Below are 14,970 nucleotides of genomic sequence, written 5' to 3' on the forward strand. Positions count from 1 at the left end.
CCTTACAATCCCTGCATCGCCCGCCAGTTCCAGGCAGGCGTTCCTCTTCAGGAGACTCCGATGTCCGTTGAGCAAGCCCCGGTGCAACGTGCCGATTTCGACCAGGTCATGGTGCCCAACTATGCACCTGCCGCCTTTATTCCCGTGCGTGGCGCAGGTTCGCGCGTGTGGGACCAGGCGGGTCGTGAGTTGATCGATTTTGCCGGCGGCATCGCGGTCAACGTATTGGGCCACGCCCATCCGGCGCTGGTCGGTGCGCTGACCGAACAGGCCAACAAACTGTGGCATGTCTCCAACGTGTTCACCAATGAGCCGGCGCTGCGCCTGGCTCATAAGCTGATCGACGCCACGTTTGCCGAGCGCGTGTTCTTCTGCAACTCCGGCGCCGAAGCCAACGAGGCCGCCTTCAAGCTGGCCCGTCGCGTCGCGTTCGACCGTTTCGGCAGCGAGAAGTACGAGATCATCGCCGCGCTGAACAGCTTCCACGGCCGTACGCTGTTCACCGTCAACGTCGGTGGCCAGTCCAAGTACTCCGATGGTTTCGGGCCGAAAATCACTGGCATCACCCATGTGCCTTACAACGACCTGGCTGCACTGAAGGCCGCTGTGTCGGACAAGACGTGCGCCGTGGTGCTGGAGCCGATCCAGGGTGAGGGCGGTGTATTGCCGGCCGAACTGACTTACCTGCAAGGCGCCCGCGAACTGTGCGACGCCCACGACGCGCTGTTGGTATTTGACGAAGTGCAAACCGGCATGGGCCGCAGCGGTCACCTGTTCGCCTACCAGCATTACGGCGTGACGCCGGACATCCTCACCAGCGCCAAGAGCCTGGGCGGCGGTTTCCCGATTGCCGCGATGCTCACCCGTGAAGACCTGGCCAAGCACCTGGTGGTCGGCACCCACGGCACCACCTATGGCGGCAACCCGCTGGCGTGCGCGGTGGCGGAAGCCGTGATCGACGTGATCAACACCCCCGAAGTGCTGGCCGGCGTGAATGCCAAACACGCGCTGTTCAAGGCGCGCCTGGAGCAGATCGGCACGCAATACGGCATCTTTACGCAAGTGCGCGGCATGGGCTTGCTGATCGGTTGTGTGCTCAGCGATGCATTCAAAGGCAGGGCCAAGGACGTGTTCAACGCCGCCGAGAAAGAGAACCTGATGATCCTGCAAGCCGGCCCGGACGTGCTGCGCTTTGCGCCAAGCCTGGTGGTGGAAGAGGCGGACATCAAGGAAGGCCTGGACCGTTTTGAACGTGCTGTGAAGACGTTGACCCAAGCCTGATAGCAACACATTTGGCAGGTCGGACCGTTTCCAAATGTGGGAAGGGGCTTGCCCCCGATGGCGGTGGATCAGTCCCCTGATTTATCAACTGACACACTGCTATCGGGGGCCAGCCCCCTCCCACATGGGATCTGTGTGAACTCAGTTCCCGTGTCCGGTATTTTTTCCTATGAGTTTTTCGAGTTAAGGAGTGACACCATGCTGGTGATGCGCCCCGCGCAAATGGCTGATCTGGGCGAGGTACAGCGTCTGGCTGCGGACAGCCCGATTGGTGTGACTTCCTTGCCGGATGATGTGGAACGCCTGAGCGACAAGATCGCCGCCAGTGAAGCGTCCTTCGCGGCCGAAGTGAGTTTCAACGGTGAAGAAAGCTATTTCTTCGTGCTTGAAGACACCGACACCGGCAAGCTCGCCGGCTGCTCGGCCATCGTTGCTTCAGCCGGCTACTCCGAGCCGTTCTACAGTTTTCGTAACGAAACCTTTGTGCACGCCTCCCGCGAGCTGAAGATCCACAACAAGATCCACGTGCTTTCCCAGTGCCACGACCTGACCGGCAATAGCCTGCTCACCAGTTTCTACGTGAAGCCTGCATTGGTCGGTTCGCCGTGGTCGGAACTCAATTCCCGTGGTCGCCTGCTGTTCGTCGCCAGCCACCCGGAGCGCTTTGCCGATTCGGTGGTGACCGAGATCGTTGGCTACAGCGACGAAAACGGCGATTCGCCGTTCTGGGACGCCATCGGTCGCAACTTCTTCGACCTCAACTACGCCGCCGCCGAGCGCCTGTGCGGGCTGAAAAGCCGTACCTTCCTCGCCGAGCTGATGCCGCATTACCCGATCTACGTGCCGCTGCTGCCGGACGCAGCCCAGGAGGCCATGGGCCAGGTGCACCCGCGTGCACAGATCACCTTCGACATCCTGATGCGCGAAGGCTTCGAGACCGATCACTACATCGACATCTTCGACGGCGGCCCGACGCTGCACGCGCGGGTGTCGGGGATTCGCTCGATTGCCCAGAGCCGCGTGGTGCCGGTGAAAATCGGCGAGATGGCCAAGGGCGTCGGTCGCCAGTACCTGGTGAGCAACGCGCAGTTGCAGGATTACCGCGCGGTGATGCTGGAGCTGGACTACGCGCCGGGCAAGCCAGTGATTCTGGACCTGGAGGCAGCTGAAGCCCTGGGTGTGGGCGAAGGTGCGAGTGTGCGCCTGGTTGCGGTTTAAAAAGAGAGTTTCGCGGGTGGCTGACCACAGCGGCCCGTTCGAGGAGATAGCATGATCGTTCGTCCCGTACGCAGCAGCGATTTACCGGCCCTGATTGACCTGGCGCGCAGCACCGGCACCGGCCTCACCACCTTGCCGGCCAACGAAGAGCGCCTGACCCATCGCGTGGGCTGGGCGGAGAAAACCTTTCGCGGCGAAGCCGGGCGCGGCGATGCGGACTACCTGTTCGTGCTGGAAAACGACGAAGGTCGGGTAGTGGGGATTTCGGCCATTGCCGGCGCCGTCGGCCTGCGCGAGCCCTGGTACAACTTCCGGGTCGGCCTGACGGTCAGCGCCTCCCAGGAGTTGAATATCTACCGCGAAATTCCGACGTTGTTCCTGGCCAACGACCTCACCGGCAATTCCGAGCTGTGCTCGTTGTTCCTGCACGCCGATTACCGCAACGGCCTCAATGGCCGCATGCTGGCCAAGGCGCGCCTGTTGTTCATCGCCGAATTCCCGCAATTGTTTGGCAACAAGATCATTGCCGAGATGCGCGGCGTGTCCAACGAGGCAGGGCGCTCGCCGTTCTGGGAAAGCCTGGGCCGACACTTCTTCAAGATGGAGTTCAGCCAGGCCGACTACCTCACCGGCGTCGGCAACAAGGCGTTTATCGCCGAGCTGATGCCGAAGTTTCCGCTGTACAGCTGCTTTCTTTCCGAAGACGCGCGCAACGTGATCGGCAAGGTGCATCCGGACACCGAGCCGGCGCTGAGCATGCTCAAGAGCGAAGGCTTCAGCTACCAGGGCTATGTGGATATTTTCGACGCGGGCCCGGCGGTGGAGTGTGAAACCAGCAAGATTCGTGCGGTGCGCGACAGCCAGGCGCTGGTGCTGGCCATCGGCACGCCGGGGGACGACGCCACGCCGTTCCTGATCCATAACCGCAAACGCGAAGACTGCCGCATCACGGCCGCACCGGCCCGTCTGGCTGCGGGCACGTTGGTGGTCGATCCCCAGACCGCCAGGCGCCTGCAGTTGGTGGTCGGTGATCAAGTGCGTGCTGTTGCGTTGTCTGCTGCTCGGGAGTCGAAATAATGAATTCGTTGTACATCGCAGGTAGCTGGCTGGCTGGCCAGGGTGAACTGTTTGAGTCGCGTAACCCGGTCACCCAGCAAGTGCTGTGGAGCGGCAATGGCGCGACGGCCGAACAGGTCGAGTCCGCCGTGCAGGCTGCGCGTCAGGCGTTTCCAGGCTGGGCTCGGCAGTCGTTGGAAGAGCGCATCGGTGTGCTCGAAACCTTCGCCGCCACGCTGAAAAGCCGCGCTGATGAAATCGCCCGCTGCATTGGTGAGGAAACCGGCAAGCCGCTGTGGGAATCGGCGACTGAAGTCACCAGCATGGCCAACAAGATCGCCATCTCGGTGCAAAGTTATCGCGAGCGTACCGGCGAGAAGAGCGGCGCCCTGGGCGACGCCACCGCTGTGCTGCGCCACAAGCCTCACGGTGTGGTGGCGGTGTTCGGCCCCTACAACTTTCCCGGTCACTTGCCGAACGGGCATATTGTCCCGGCGCTGCTGGCGGGTAACACCGTGCTGTTCAAACCGAGCGAGCTGACGCCCAAAGTTGCCGAGCTGACCGTGCAGTGCTGGATCGAAGCGGGTTTACCGGCGGGTGTATTGAACCTGCTGCAAGGCGCGCGGGAAACCGGTATCGCGCTGGCGGCCAACCCAGGCATCGACGGTCTGTTCTTCACCGGTTCCAGCCGAACCGGCAACCACCTGCACCAGCAGTTCTCCGGGCGTCCGGACAAGATCCTGGCCCTGGAAATGGGTGGCAACAACCCGCTGGTGGTAGACGAAGTGGCCGACGTGGATGCGGCGGTGTACACCATCATCCAGTCGGCGTTTATCTCCGCCGGCCAGCGCTGCACCTGCGCCCGTCGCTTGCTGGTGCCGGAAGGCGCCTGGGGCGATGCGTTGCTGGCACGTCTGGTAGCGGTCAGCGCCGCCATTGAAGTGGGCGCGTTCGACCAGCAACCGCCGCCATTCATGGGCTCGGTGATTTCCCTGGCTGCCGCCAAAGCCTTGATGGACGCCCAGGAACTGATGTTGGCCAATGGCGCTGTGGCGCTGCTGGAAATGACCCAACCCCGGGACCAGGCCGCCTTGCTGACCCCGGGCATCATCGACGTGACCTCAGTGACCGAGCGCGAAGACGAAGAACTGTTCGGCCCGCTGTTGCAGGTGATTCGCTACGCAGATTTTGCTTCGGCGATTGCCGAGGCCAACGACACCCAGTACGGCCTGGCCGCAGGCCTGCTGTCGGATTCCGAGGCGCGTTACCAGCAGTTCTGGCTGGAAAGCCGCGCCGGTATCGTCAACTGGAACAAACAGCTGACCGGCGCCGCCAGCACCGCGCCGTTTGGCGGGGTCGGGGCCTCGGGTAACCATCGCGCCAGTGCGTATTACGCGGCCGATTATTGCGCGTACCCGGTGGCGTCGCTGGAGACCCCAACGTTGGCGGTGCCCGCCACGCTAACACCTGGCATTACGCTTATTTGAATGTGGGAGGGGGCAAGCCCCCTCCCACACTGAATCTGTGGTGTGTTGAAGATTGCCTATAAGAACAGATGTTCGTGGAGCCTCGCCGATGAAATCCTATGAAGTCAATTTTGACGGTCTAGTGGGGCCGACCCATAACTACGGCGGCTTGTCCTTCGGCAACGTCGCGTCCCAGAGCAACAGCCAGCAGCATTCCAACCCCAGGGAAGCGGCGTTGCAGGGGCTGCAAAAAATGAAAGCGCTGATGGACATGGGCTTTGTGCAAGGCGTACTCGCGCCCCAGGAGCGCCCGGATGTGGCCGCTCTGCGCAACCTCGGTTTCAGCGGCACCGACGCTCAGGTCATCGAGCAGGCGGCCAGGCACGCCATGCCGTTGTTGGTGGCGAGCTGCTCGGCGTCGAGCATGTGGGTGGCCAACGCCGCCACGGTCAGTCCCAGCGCCGACACGGCGGATGGCCGCGTGCATTTCACCGCTGCCAACCTCAACTGCAAATACCACCGCAGCATCGAACACCCGACCACCAGCCGCGTGCTGGGGGCGATGTTCGCCGACCAGAAGCACTTCGCCCATCACGCGGCACTGCCGGCGGTGGCGCAGTTTGGCGATGAGGGCGCGGCCAATCACACGCGCTTTTGCCGTGAATACGGTGAGGCCGGCGTCGAGTTCTTCGTGTTTGGCCGCAGTGCGTTCGATGCTCGCTACCCGGCCCCGCAAAAATATCCGGCGCGCCAGACCCTCGAGGCGTCCCAGGCGGTTGCACGTCTGCACGGCCTGAAGGATGACGGCGTGGTCTACGCCCAGCAGAACCCGGCGGTGATCGATGCCGGTGTGTTCCACAACGACGTGATCGCGGTCGGCAACGGCGAGGTGCTGTTCTACCACGAGGACGCGTTCCTCAACACCGAACAGATGCTCGCCGAACTGCAGGGCAAGTTGGGCAAGCGGGGCGGCAACTTCCAGTCCGTGTGTGTGCCGCGTTCCCAGGTCAGCGTCGAAGATGCGGTGCGCTCCTACTTGTTCAACAGCCAGTTGCTGACACGTCCCGATGGCTCGATGCTGCTGATCGTGCCGGAAGAATGCCGCGCCAACCCGCGCGTCTGGGCGTACCTGCAGCACCTCACGGCCAGCGGCGGCTTGATCCGCGAAGTGAAGGTGTTCGACCTCAAGCAAAGCATGCAGAACGGCGGCGGCCCGGCGTGCCTGCGTTTGCGTGTGGCGTTGAACGAAACCGAACTGGCGGCGGTGAATCCAGGCGTTATCATGACCGCGCCGCTGTACGACACCCTGACCCAATGGGTCAACAGGCACTACCGCGACAGCCTGCGCGAAACCGACCTGGCTGACCCGCAATTGCTGCTTGAGTGCCGGACGGCACTGGATGAACTGACGCAAATCCTTAAACTGGGCTCGGTTTATCCTTTCCAGATCAATTAACGCCCTACGGCTGAGATATTTTATTTATGACCGACACCCTGAAGCTGATCCTTGAAGACACCGACGGCACCCAGCTGGAAACCTCCTGCACCCGCGTTGCCGTGGTCTGGCAGGGCAAGGAGATCTGGATCCAGCATGACGGCCGTGGCCAACTGCTGATCGGTGTGGATGTGGAAGAGGGCGACGCCGAGTACGCCAACCTGCTGATGCGCCCGCTGGCGACCAACCTGATGAGCCTGGAACTGGAAATGGAACCGGCCGACGTCGAAGGTGACGACGACGATCACGTCCACGGCCCAGGCTGCAACCACTAAGGAAGCTGCTTATGCTCGCCCTCGGCAAACTGCTTGAACTGACCCTCGCCGGTCGTGAACCGGCGCAAAAAATTCAACTGACTGTCGACGGCGTGCAGATGCGCTGGCTCAGTGAGGGCGCGCTTGAAGTGCGCCCGCCTGAAGCCCGGGACAATGGCGGCGACCTGCTGCTGTCGTCCGGCATCCATGGCAACGAAACCGCGCCGATCGAACTGCTCGACCGCCTGTTGCATGGCATCGCCCGTGGGGAGATCAAGCCCCGCACCCGTATTCTGTTCCTGTTCGGCAACCCCGAGGCCATGCGTCGCGGCGAGCGTTACCTTGAACTGGACATCAACCGGCTGTTCAACGGCCGGCATGAAAGCAACATTGGTCCCGAAGCCATGCGCGCCGCCGAACTTGAACAGTTGGCCCGCAGCTTTTTCAGCCAGCCGGGCCGTTCGCGCCTGCATTACGACCTGCACACCGCGATTCGCGGCTCGAAGATCGAGCAATTTGCGCTGTATCCGTGGAAAGAAGGGCGCCAGCATTCGCGCCGTGAGCTGGAGCGCCTGCGCGCCGCCGGAATGGAGGCGGTGCTGCTGCAGAACAAGCCTTCTATCACTTTCACGGCGTTCACCTACGAACGACTCGACGCCGAGGCCTTCACCCTGGAGCTGGGCAAGGCCCGTCCTTTCGGCCAGAACCAGAGCGTGGATGTGTCCAGGCTGGAGACGCGCCTCAAGCACATCATCGAAGGCACCGAGCCTGAGACAGGCGACCTCGACGGCTTGAAGCTGTTCGCCGTTGCACGGGAAATCATCAAGCACAGCGACGCGTTCCTGCTGCATTTGCCGGCGGACGTGGAAAACTTTTCGGAATTGGAAAAGGGGTATCTGCTGGCCGAAGATGTGGCCCAGACCCGCTGGGTGATCGAGGAGGAGGGCGCACGCATCATCTTCCCCAACCCGAAGGTGAAGAATGGTTTGCGCGCGGGAATTCTCATCGTGCCGACCACAGAAGCTGGCCTTGCATAGATCTCAGGCCTGACTGGCTTCAAATGTGGGAGGGGGCTTGCCCCCGATAGCGGTGTTTCAGCTACAGATGAGCTGACTGACACACCGCCATCGGGGGCAAGCCCCCTCCCACACTCGTTTTGCGGTGTTGCTTAGACCGCTACAGCACGCGGCTCGCTACGACGGATCGCCCGCACCTTGTGCAGGGTGTCGGCACACGTCCGCGCAGCTTCCTGGCCCTTGTGCACGAAATGCTCGTAGAAGAACGTGGTGTGTTCGCTGCCCCCGTGGAAATGGTGGGGAGTCAGGGATACCGAAAATACCGGCACTTCGGTTTCCAACTGCACCTGCATCAGGCCGCTGACCACCGATTGCGCGACGAATTCGTGACGATAAATGCCGCCATCCACCACCAGTGCGGCGGCGACGATACCGGCGTAACGGCCGGTCTTGGCCAGCAGCTTGGCGTGCAGGGGCATTTCAAAGGCGCCGCCGACTTCGAAGAAATCGATGTCCGATTCCTGGTAGCCCTGGGCGATCATTTCGGCGAGGAAGCCTTTGCGCGACTGGTCGACAATATCCTTGTGCCAGCAGGCCTGGATAAACGCGACACGCTCGCCGTGATGGTTTTTGCTTTTGCTGTCGATTGCGGTGGGTTGCATGTTCTGACTCCTGTTTAAGAAAAAAACAGGGCGTTATGAATCGAATGGGATTTAAGGGTACGCGTGCGCGAACAGGCGCGCGGCCCTTAGGTGCCAATCCCGTTCTCTCTTCATCCGGACTATGACCGTCGGCCCCGGGATCACACCGGGTCTGCTGACCTTGTCGCCGTCCTGCCTGAGCAGTTCGAGGCGCCAAGCGCTCGCGGGCTATGCACATTGCGCGCAATTACCGCCGGTGGGGAATTACACCCCGCCCTGAGAACGTTGCCGCCAGAACCCTGGCGGCGCAGAGTTTTTAACATGGTTTTTCAAAAACTGCACGGTTGCCGTATCGATAAGCTATATCGGTTTGTTTGGTGGGTATTCGATTGAGTGCAGCGGGGACTTGATATTGCGTGGCTTTGCCCGCAGTAATCACTCACAAAAGGACTTATCCATTCCGTTAGAGGCCCCCTTCATGACCGTGATCGACCTGCGCAGCGACACCGTGACCCAACCCACCCCCGGTATGCTCGATGCGATGGCCAACGCCGTCAGCGGTGATGACGTCTACGGCGAAGACCCCAGCGTCAACCAACTGGAGGCTGAACTGGCCAGGCGCCTGGGGTTCGACGCTGCGCTGTTCGTGCCCACCGGCACCATGAGCAACCTGCTGGCGTTGATGGCCCACTGTGAGCGCGGCGAGGAATATATCGTCGGGCAACAGGCCCATACCTACAAATACGAAGGCGGCGGGGCGGCCGTGCTCGGTTCGATCCAGCCGCAGCCGCTGGAAGTGCAGGCCGACGGTTCCCTCGACCTGAATCACGTGCTCGACGCGATCAAGCCCGACGACTTCCACTTCGCCCGTACGCGCTTGCTGGCGCTGGAAAACACCATGCAGGGCAAGGTGCTGCCGCTGGAATATCTGGCCCGGGCGCGTGCGTTTACCCGTGAACACGGCCTGGCTTTGCACTTGGATGGCGCGCGGCTTTACAACGCAGCGGTCAAATTGGGCGTGGAGGCACGAGAGATTGCCCGGCATTTCGATTCGGTGTCGGTGTGCCTGTCCAAGGGGCTCGGCGCACCGGTCGGCTCGGTGCTGTGCGGTTCCACAGCGTTGATCGCCAAGGCGCGGCGCCTGCGCAAGATGGTCGGCGGCGGCATGCGCCAGGCCGGTTCCCTGGCGGCGGCGGGCCTGTATGCCCTGGATCACCAGGTGCAGCGTTTGGCCGATGACCACGCCAATGCGCAGTGGCTGGGGGATGCGTTGCGCCAGGCCGGTTATACGGTCGAGCCGGTACAGACCAACATGGTCTATGTGCAGATGGGCGATCGGGCGCAGGCCCTGAAAGGCTTTGCCGCCGAGCACGGGATCAAGTTGAGCGCCGCGCCGCGTCTGCGCATGGTCACGCATCTGGATGTCAGCCGGGCCCAGATCGAGCAAGTCGTGCAGACATTCGTCGCATTTTCGCGGAAATGACAGTGCAGGCCGTCTAATTGACTGTTTCTATCACATAAACACGCTGTACCACCGGCAAAGGGCCGATATAATGCGGCCCTTTGCCGTCGCTTCGTCTGATGATGTTGCGCACTGGCCTTTGGCCGCAGCCTCCGTGGAAGAACCTAATGAAAAGCGCAGAAATCCGTGAAGCCTTCCTTCGCTTCTTCGAAGAGCAAGGCCACACCCGTGTAGCCTCAAGCTCCTTGATCCCAGGCAATGACCCAACCCTGCTGTTCACTAACGCGGGGATGAACCAGTTCAAGGACTGCTTCCTGGGCCAGGAAAAGCGCGCCTACACCCGCGCCACCAGCAGTCAGAAGTGCGTACGCGCCGGCGGCAAGAACAGCGACCTGGAAAACGTCGGTTACACCGCGCGCCATCACACCTTCTTCGAAATGCTGGGCAACTTCAGCTTTGGCGATTATTTCAAGAAAGATGCGATCACCTTCGCCTGGACCTTCCTGACCGGCGTGCTGAAGCTGCCCAAGGAAAAGCTCTGGGTCACCGTCTACGCGACGGATGACGAAGCGTATGACATCTGGACCCAGCAAATCGGCGTGCCCGCCGAACGCATGATCCGCATCGGTGACAACAAGGGCGCGCCTTACGCGTCCGATAACTTCTGGACCATGGGCGATACCGGCCCGTGCGGCCCCTGCACCGAGATTTTTTACGATCACGGCGCCGACATCTGGGGTGGCCCGCCGGGTTCGCCGGATGAAGATGGCGACCGCTATATCGAAATCTGGAACAACGTGTTCATGCAGTTCAACCGCACCGCCGATGGCGTGTTGCATCCGTTGCCGGCACCGTCGGTGGACACCGGCATGGGGCTGGAGCGCATCAGTGCGGTCATGCAGCACGTTCACTCCAACTATGAAATCGACCTGTTTACCAACCTGTTGAGTGCCTCGGCTGCGGCCATTGGCTGCGCCAATGAGAGCCAGTCTTCGCTCAAGGTGGTCTCGGACCACATCCGTTCCTGCGGTTTCCTGATTGCCGATGGCGTGTTGCCGTCCAACGAAGGCCGGGGCTATGTGCTGCGCCGCATTATCCGTCGCGCCTGCCGTCACGGTAACAAACTGGGTGCGACCGGCAGCTTCTTCTACAAGATCGTGGCTGCGCTGGTGGCCGAGATGGGCGACGCCTTTCCGGAACTCAAGCAGCAACAAGCCAACATCGAGCGGGTGCTCAAGGCTGAAGAAGAGCAGTTCTCCAAGACCCTGGAGCATGGCCTGAAAATCCTCGAGCAGGACCTGGCTGAGCTCAAGGGTACGGTGGTGCCTGGCGACGTGGTGTTCAAGCTTTATGACACCTACGGTTTCCCGATGGACCTGACCGCCGACATTGCCCGTGAGCGCGAGCTGACCATCGATGAGGCCGGTTTCGAGCGTGAGATGCAAGCCCAGCGCGTGCGCGCGCGTTCGGCCAGCTCGTTTGGCCTGGACTACAACACCTTGGTCAAGGTTGATGTGCCCACCGAGTTCATCGGCTACAAGGCAACCGCCGGCTCCGCCAAAATCGTTGCCATTTATAAAGACGGCAAGTCAGTCGATGTGCTGAACGAGGGCGATGAAGCGGTCGTGGTCCTGGACCAGACGCCGTTCTACGCTGAGTCGGGTGGTCAGATCGGCGACTGTGGTTTCCTCGGTTCGACGTCCGGTCGTTTCGAGGTGCGCGACACCACCAAGACCGGTGGTGCGTTCCTGCACCATGGTGTGTTGGTGCTGGGCAACCTGGTCGTGGGTGCGCCGGTCGATACTCAGGTCGATGCCGATGTACGGCATGCAACCGCGCTGAACCATTCGGCCACTCACTTGCTGCACGCTGCGTTGCGCCAGGTGCTGGGTGAGCATGTCCAGCAGAAGGGTTCGTTGGTCGATAGCCAGCGCCTGCGTTTCGATTTCAGCCATTTTGAAGCGATCAAGCCTGAGCAGATCAAGGCGCTGGAAGATATCGTCAACGCGGAAATTCGCAGGAACAGCCCGGTTGAAACCGAGGAAACGGATATCGAGACCGCCAGGAACAAAGGCGCCATGGCGCTGTTCGGCGAGAAGTACGGCGACCAAGTGCGCGTACTGAGCATGGGCGGCAGTTTCTCGGTGGAACTGTGTGGCGGTATCCACGCCAATCGCACCGGTGACATCGGCCTGTTGAAAATCATCAGCGAAGGCGGCGTGGCCTCGGGTGTGCGCCGTATCGAGGCGGTGACCGGCGCTGCGGCGCTGGCCTACCTCAATGCCGCCGAAGAACAACTCAAGGAAGCGGCCGGCCTGGTCAAGGGCAGCCGCGACAATCTGATCGACAAGCTGTCCGCCGTGCTTGAGCGCAACCGCGCGCTGGAGAAACAGCTGGAGCAGTTGCAGGCCAAGGCAGCCAGTGCCGCGGGCGACGATCTGTCGGCCTCGGCGGTTGACGTCAAGGACGTAAAAGTCCTGGCGGCGCGCCTGGACGGTCAGGACGGCAAGGCGTTGCTGGCCTTGGTCGATCAGTTGAAGAACAAGCTCGGCCGCGCAGTGATCCTGCTCGGCAGTGTCCATGAGGATAAGGTCGTTCTGGTTGCCGGTGTAACCAAGGACCTGACTGGCCAACTCAAAGCCGGTGATTTGATGAAGCAAGCTGCTGCGGCAGTGGGCGGCAAGGGCGGAGGTCGTCCGGACATGGCGCAAGGCGGTGGTGTGGATGCCGGCGCCCTGGACGCGGCCCTGGCCTTGGCCGTGCCGTTTGTCGAGGCAGGTATTTAAGGCGCTGTTAATGAGCCCATGGTTTAGTCGTGGGCTCGCTCGGTTGCTGGAAGATTCGTTTATTGGGCGCCCCTTTACGGGCTGAGGCGGCTTAGAAATGGCTTTGATCGTACAGAAATTCGGAGGCACCTCGGTCGGTTCTGTCGAAAGAATCGAGCAGGTCGCCGACAAGGTTAAGAAGTTCCGTGATGCCGGCGACGACCTGGTGGTCGTGCTGTCGGCCATGAGCGGCGAGACCAATCGCCTGATCGACCTGGCCAAGGCCATCAGCGGTGATCAACAGCCGCTGCCGCGTGAGCTGGATGTCATTGTGTCCACCGGTGAGCAGGTGACTATTGCGTTGCTGGCCATGGCGTTGAACAAGCGCGGTGTGCCGGCGGTGTCCTACACTGGTAGCCAGGTGCGCATTCTTACCGACAGCGCGCATACCAAGGCGCGCATCCTGCAGATCGACGATCAGAAGATTCGTGCCGATCTGAAGGCTGGACGCGTGGTGGTTGTAGCCGGTTTCCAGGGGGTGGACGAGCAGGGCAATATCACCACCCTCGGGCGTGGCGGTTCGGATACCACGGGCGTGGCGCTGGCAGCGGCTCTCAAGGCCGACGAATGCCAGATCTATACCGATGTGGATGGCGTCTACACCACTGATCCGCGCGTTGTGTCCGTGGCCCAGCGCCTGGACAAGATCACCTTTGAAGAGATGCTGGAAATGGCCAGCCTTGGTTCCAAGGTGTTGCAGATCCGTGCGGTGGAGTTCGCCGGCAAGTACAACGTTCCGCTGCGCGTACTGCACAGCTTCAAGGAGGGTCCGGGCACCCTCATTACTATTGATGAAGAGGAATCCATGGAACAGCCGATCATTTCCGGCATCGCTTTCAACCGCGACGAAGCCAAGCTGACGATCCGTGGCGTGCCAGACACTCCAGGTGTGGCCTTCAAGATCCTCGGCCCTATCAGCGGTGCGAATATCGAAGTCGACATGATCGTGCAGAACGTTTCGCACGATAACACCACCGATTTCACCTTCACCGTGCACCGCAACGAGTACGATGCGGCCGAGCGTATCCTGCAGAACACGGCGAAGGAGATCGGCGCCCGTGAAGTGATCGGTGATACCAAGATCGCCAAGGTATCGATCGTGGGCGTGGGCATGCGCTCCCACGCCGGTGTTGCCAGCCGCATGTTCGAGGCGCTGGCCAAGGAAAGTATCAACATCCAGATGATCTCTACATCAGAGATCAAAGTCTCGGTGGTGATCGAGGAGAAGTACCTGGAGCTGGCTGTGCGCGCGCTGCATACCGCTTTTGAGCTGGACGCTCCGGCCCGACAGGGCGAGTGATGCGATGCCAGAAAGGCGCGGCTTACCGCGCCTTTCATTTTTTTGTTGAGCGCATGTTCTTTTGCGTGGGCTCGACAATACTTAGGCGGTAGGGCTATGGCCGTCTGGTTGTAGGTCCAATGCCTTTTTTTTGCAGACTGTTGTTCCTGAAATGAATTGCGTGAGGTGAAAGGTATGTTGATTCTGACTCGTCGTTGCGCAGAAAGCCTGATTATCGGTGATGGCGAAATCACCGTGACCGTGCTCGGCGTCAAAGGCAATCAAGTGCGTATCGGGGTTAACGCTCCGAAAGAGGTAGCGGTCCATCGCGAGGAAATCTACCTGCGGATCAAGAAAGAGAAGGACGAAGAACCAAGCCTTTAATTTTTATCGTTTTTTATGTTTGCAAACGGGGAGGAACGTGGTTAATATACGCCCCGTGTTGCGGAGAGCTGGCCGAGTGGCCGAAGGCGCTCCCCTGCTAAGGGAGTACACCTCAAAAGGGTGTCGGGGGTTCGAATCCCCCGTTCTCCGCCATTATTTGCTTAGTACGTTGCAATCTGGTTTTTTCGGTAAGTTGTTGAAAATACTCGAAAAAATAGCTTTACATAGAGATTGAACGGCCTATAATGCGCGGCAACAAATGCACTCGTAGCTCAGCTGGATAGAGTACTCGGCTACGAACCGAGCGGTCACAGGTTCGAATCCTGTCGAGTGCACCATTTAAGAGTTGGTTGCAGTAATGCAGGTGACTTGGCTCCAACCAGTTGTGATCTGGTCTAAAAAGCACAATCTGCACTCGTAGCTCAGCTGGATAGAGTACTCGGCTACGAACCGAGCGGTCACAGGTTCGAATCCTGTCGAGTGCACCATACAAACAAAAAGCCCGCCTAGTGCGGGCTTTTTGCCGTCTGGGGTTTGTGTAGGTTTTATCCTGGCGCAGGCCTTTTTCGATTTTCCGTGTGTTTTCCCTTCCG

12 protein-coding genes, 3 tRNA genes and 1 riboswitch are annotated in these 14,970 nt (G+C 60.7%); of the genes, 14 read left to right on the forward strand and 1 reads right to left on the reverse strand.

Annotated features, from left to right (window positions below; all coding sequences use genetic code 11):
• Positions 1–60 precede the first annotated feature (60 nt).
• The 7 genes from BFP90_RS02420 to astE all read left to right on the forward strand — a co-directional run bounded on the left by BFP90_RS02420 (position 61) and on the right by astE (position 7,807).
• Positions 61–1,281: an aspartate aminotransferase family protein gene (locus BFP90_RS02420; RefSeq protein WP_065884425.1), complete on the forward strand. Its 1,221-nt coding sequence runs from the start codon at positions 61–63 to the stop codon at positions 1,279–1,281.
• A 198-nt stretch (positions 1,282–1,479) separates the two neighbouring features.
• Positions 1,480–2,499 (forward strand): arginine/ornithine succinyltransferase subunit alpha, encoded by a 1,020-nt coding sequence (gene aruF / locus BFP90_RS02425; protein ID WP_065884426.1) that lies wholly within the window; start codon positions 1,480–1,482, stop codon positions 2,497–2,499.
• A 51-nt stretch (positions 2,500–2,550) separates the two neighbouring features.
• Positions 2,551–3,576, forward strand: a complete 1,026-nt coding sequence (gene astA, locus BFP90_RS02430) for an arginine N-succinyltransferase (protein ID WP_065884427.1) — start codon at positions 2,551–2,553, stop codon at positions 3,574–3,576.
• The gene (gene astD, locus BFP90_RS02435; RefSeq protein WP_163001579.1) at positions 3,573–5,042 is read left to right on the forward strand and encodes a succinylglutamate-semialdehyde dehydrogenase; all 1,470 of its coding nucleotides are present in this window, start codon (positions 3,573–3,575) and stop codon (positions 5,040–5,042) included. The genes astA and astD overlap by 4 nt, the downstream gene beginning before the upstream one ends.
• Positions 5,043–5,130: 88 nt before the next feature.
• Positions 5,131–6,477, forward strand: coding sequence for an N-succinylarginine dihydrolase (astB, locus tag BFP90_RS02440; protein WP_065895867.1), 1,347 nt, complete (start codon positions 5,131–5,133; stop codon positions 6,475–6,477).
• Positions 6,478–6,503: 26 nt separating this feature from the next.
• Positions 6,504–6,791 carry a topoisomerase II gene (locus BFP90_RS02445; protein ID WP_065884430.1) on the forward strand — a complete coding sequence of 96 codons (288 nt, stop codon included), beginning with the start codon at positions 6,504–6,506 and terminating at the stop codon, positions 6,789–6,791.
• An 11-nt stretch (positions 6,792–6,802) separates the two neighbouring features.
• Complete coding sequence (astE, locus tag BFP90_RS02450) at positions 6,803–7,807, forward strand: succinylglutamate desuccinylase (RefSeq protein ID WP_065895868.1); 1,005 nt, start codon at positions 6,803–6,805, stop codon at positions 7,805–7,807.
• A gap of 131 nt (positions 7,808–7,938) precedes the next feature.
• On the opposite strand, the gene BFP90_RS02455 is transcribed toward astE, so the two are convergent.
• Positions 7,939–8,448 carry a 6,7-dimethyl-8-ribityllumazine synthase gene (locus BFP90_RS02455; protein WP_057723717.1) on the reverse strand — a complete coding sequence of 170 codons (510 nt, stop codon included), beginning with the start codon at positions 8,446–8,448 and terminating at the stop codon, positions 7,939–7,941.
• Positions 8,449–8,545: 97 nt separating this feature from the next.
• A riboswitch (FMN riboswitch) is annotated at positions 8,546–8,715 on the reverse strand.
• A gap of 190 nt (positions 8,716–8,905) precedes the next feature.
• Between BFP90_RS02455 and ltaE the strand changes: the two genes are divergently transcribed.
• The 7 genes from ltaE (at position 8,906) to BFP90_RS02490 (ending at position 14,865) form a co-directional block, all read left to right on the forward strand.
• Positions 8,906–9,910 carry a low-specificity L-threonine aldolase gene (gene ltaE / locus BFP90_RS02460; RefSeq protein WP_065895869.1) on the forward strand — a complete coding sequence of 335 codons (1,005 nt, stop codon included), beginning with the start codon at positions 8,906–8,908 and terminating at the stop codon, positions 9,908–9,910.
• Positions 9,911–10,056: 146 nt separating this feature from the next.
• The gene (gene alaS / locus BFP90_RS02465; RefSeq protein ID WP_065892685.1) at positions 10,057–12,675 is read left to right on the forward strand and encodes an alanine--tRNA ligase; all 2,619 of its coding nucleotides are present in this window, start codon (positions 10,057–10,059) and stop codon (positions 12,673–12,675) included.
• Positions 12,676–12,772: 97 nt separating this feature from the next.
• Positions 12,773–14,014, forward strand: coding sequence for an aspartate kinase (locus BFP90_RS02470; RefSeq protein WP_057723714.1), 1,242 nt, complete (start codon positions 12,773–12,775; stop codon positions 14,012–14,014).
• Between the two features lie 174 nt (positions 14,015–14,188).
• Positions 14,189–14,377 carry a carbon storage regulator CsrA gene (csrA, locus tag BFP90_RS02475; protein ID WP_003175645.1) on the forward strand — a complete coding sequence of 63 codons (189 nt, stop codon included), beginning with the start codon at positions 14,189–14,191 and terminating at the stop codon, positions 14,375–14,377.
• Between the two features lie 62 nt (positions 14,378–14,439).
• Positions 14,440–14,530 (forward strand) — tRNA-Ser (locus BFP90_RS02480).
• Between the two features lie 108 nt (positions 14,531–14,638).
• Positions 14,639–14,715: transfer RNA gene (locus BFP90_RS02485), tRNA-Arg, on the forward strand.
• Positions 14,716–14,788: 73 nt separating this feature from the next.
• Positions 14,789–14,865, forward strand: a tRNA-Arg gene (locus BFP90_RS02490).
• The last annotated feature ends 105 nt before the right edge of the window (positions 14,866–14,970 follow it).

The organism is Pseudomonas sp. 24 E 13, assembly GCF_900004715.1.
Classification (GTDB): domain Bacteria; phylum Pseudomonadota; class Gammaproteobacteria; order Pseudomonadales; family Pseudomonadaceae; genus Aquipseudomonas; species Aquipseudomonas orientalis_A.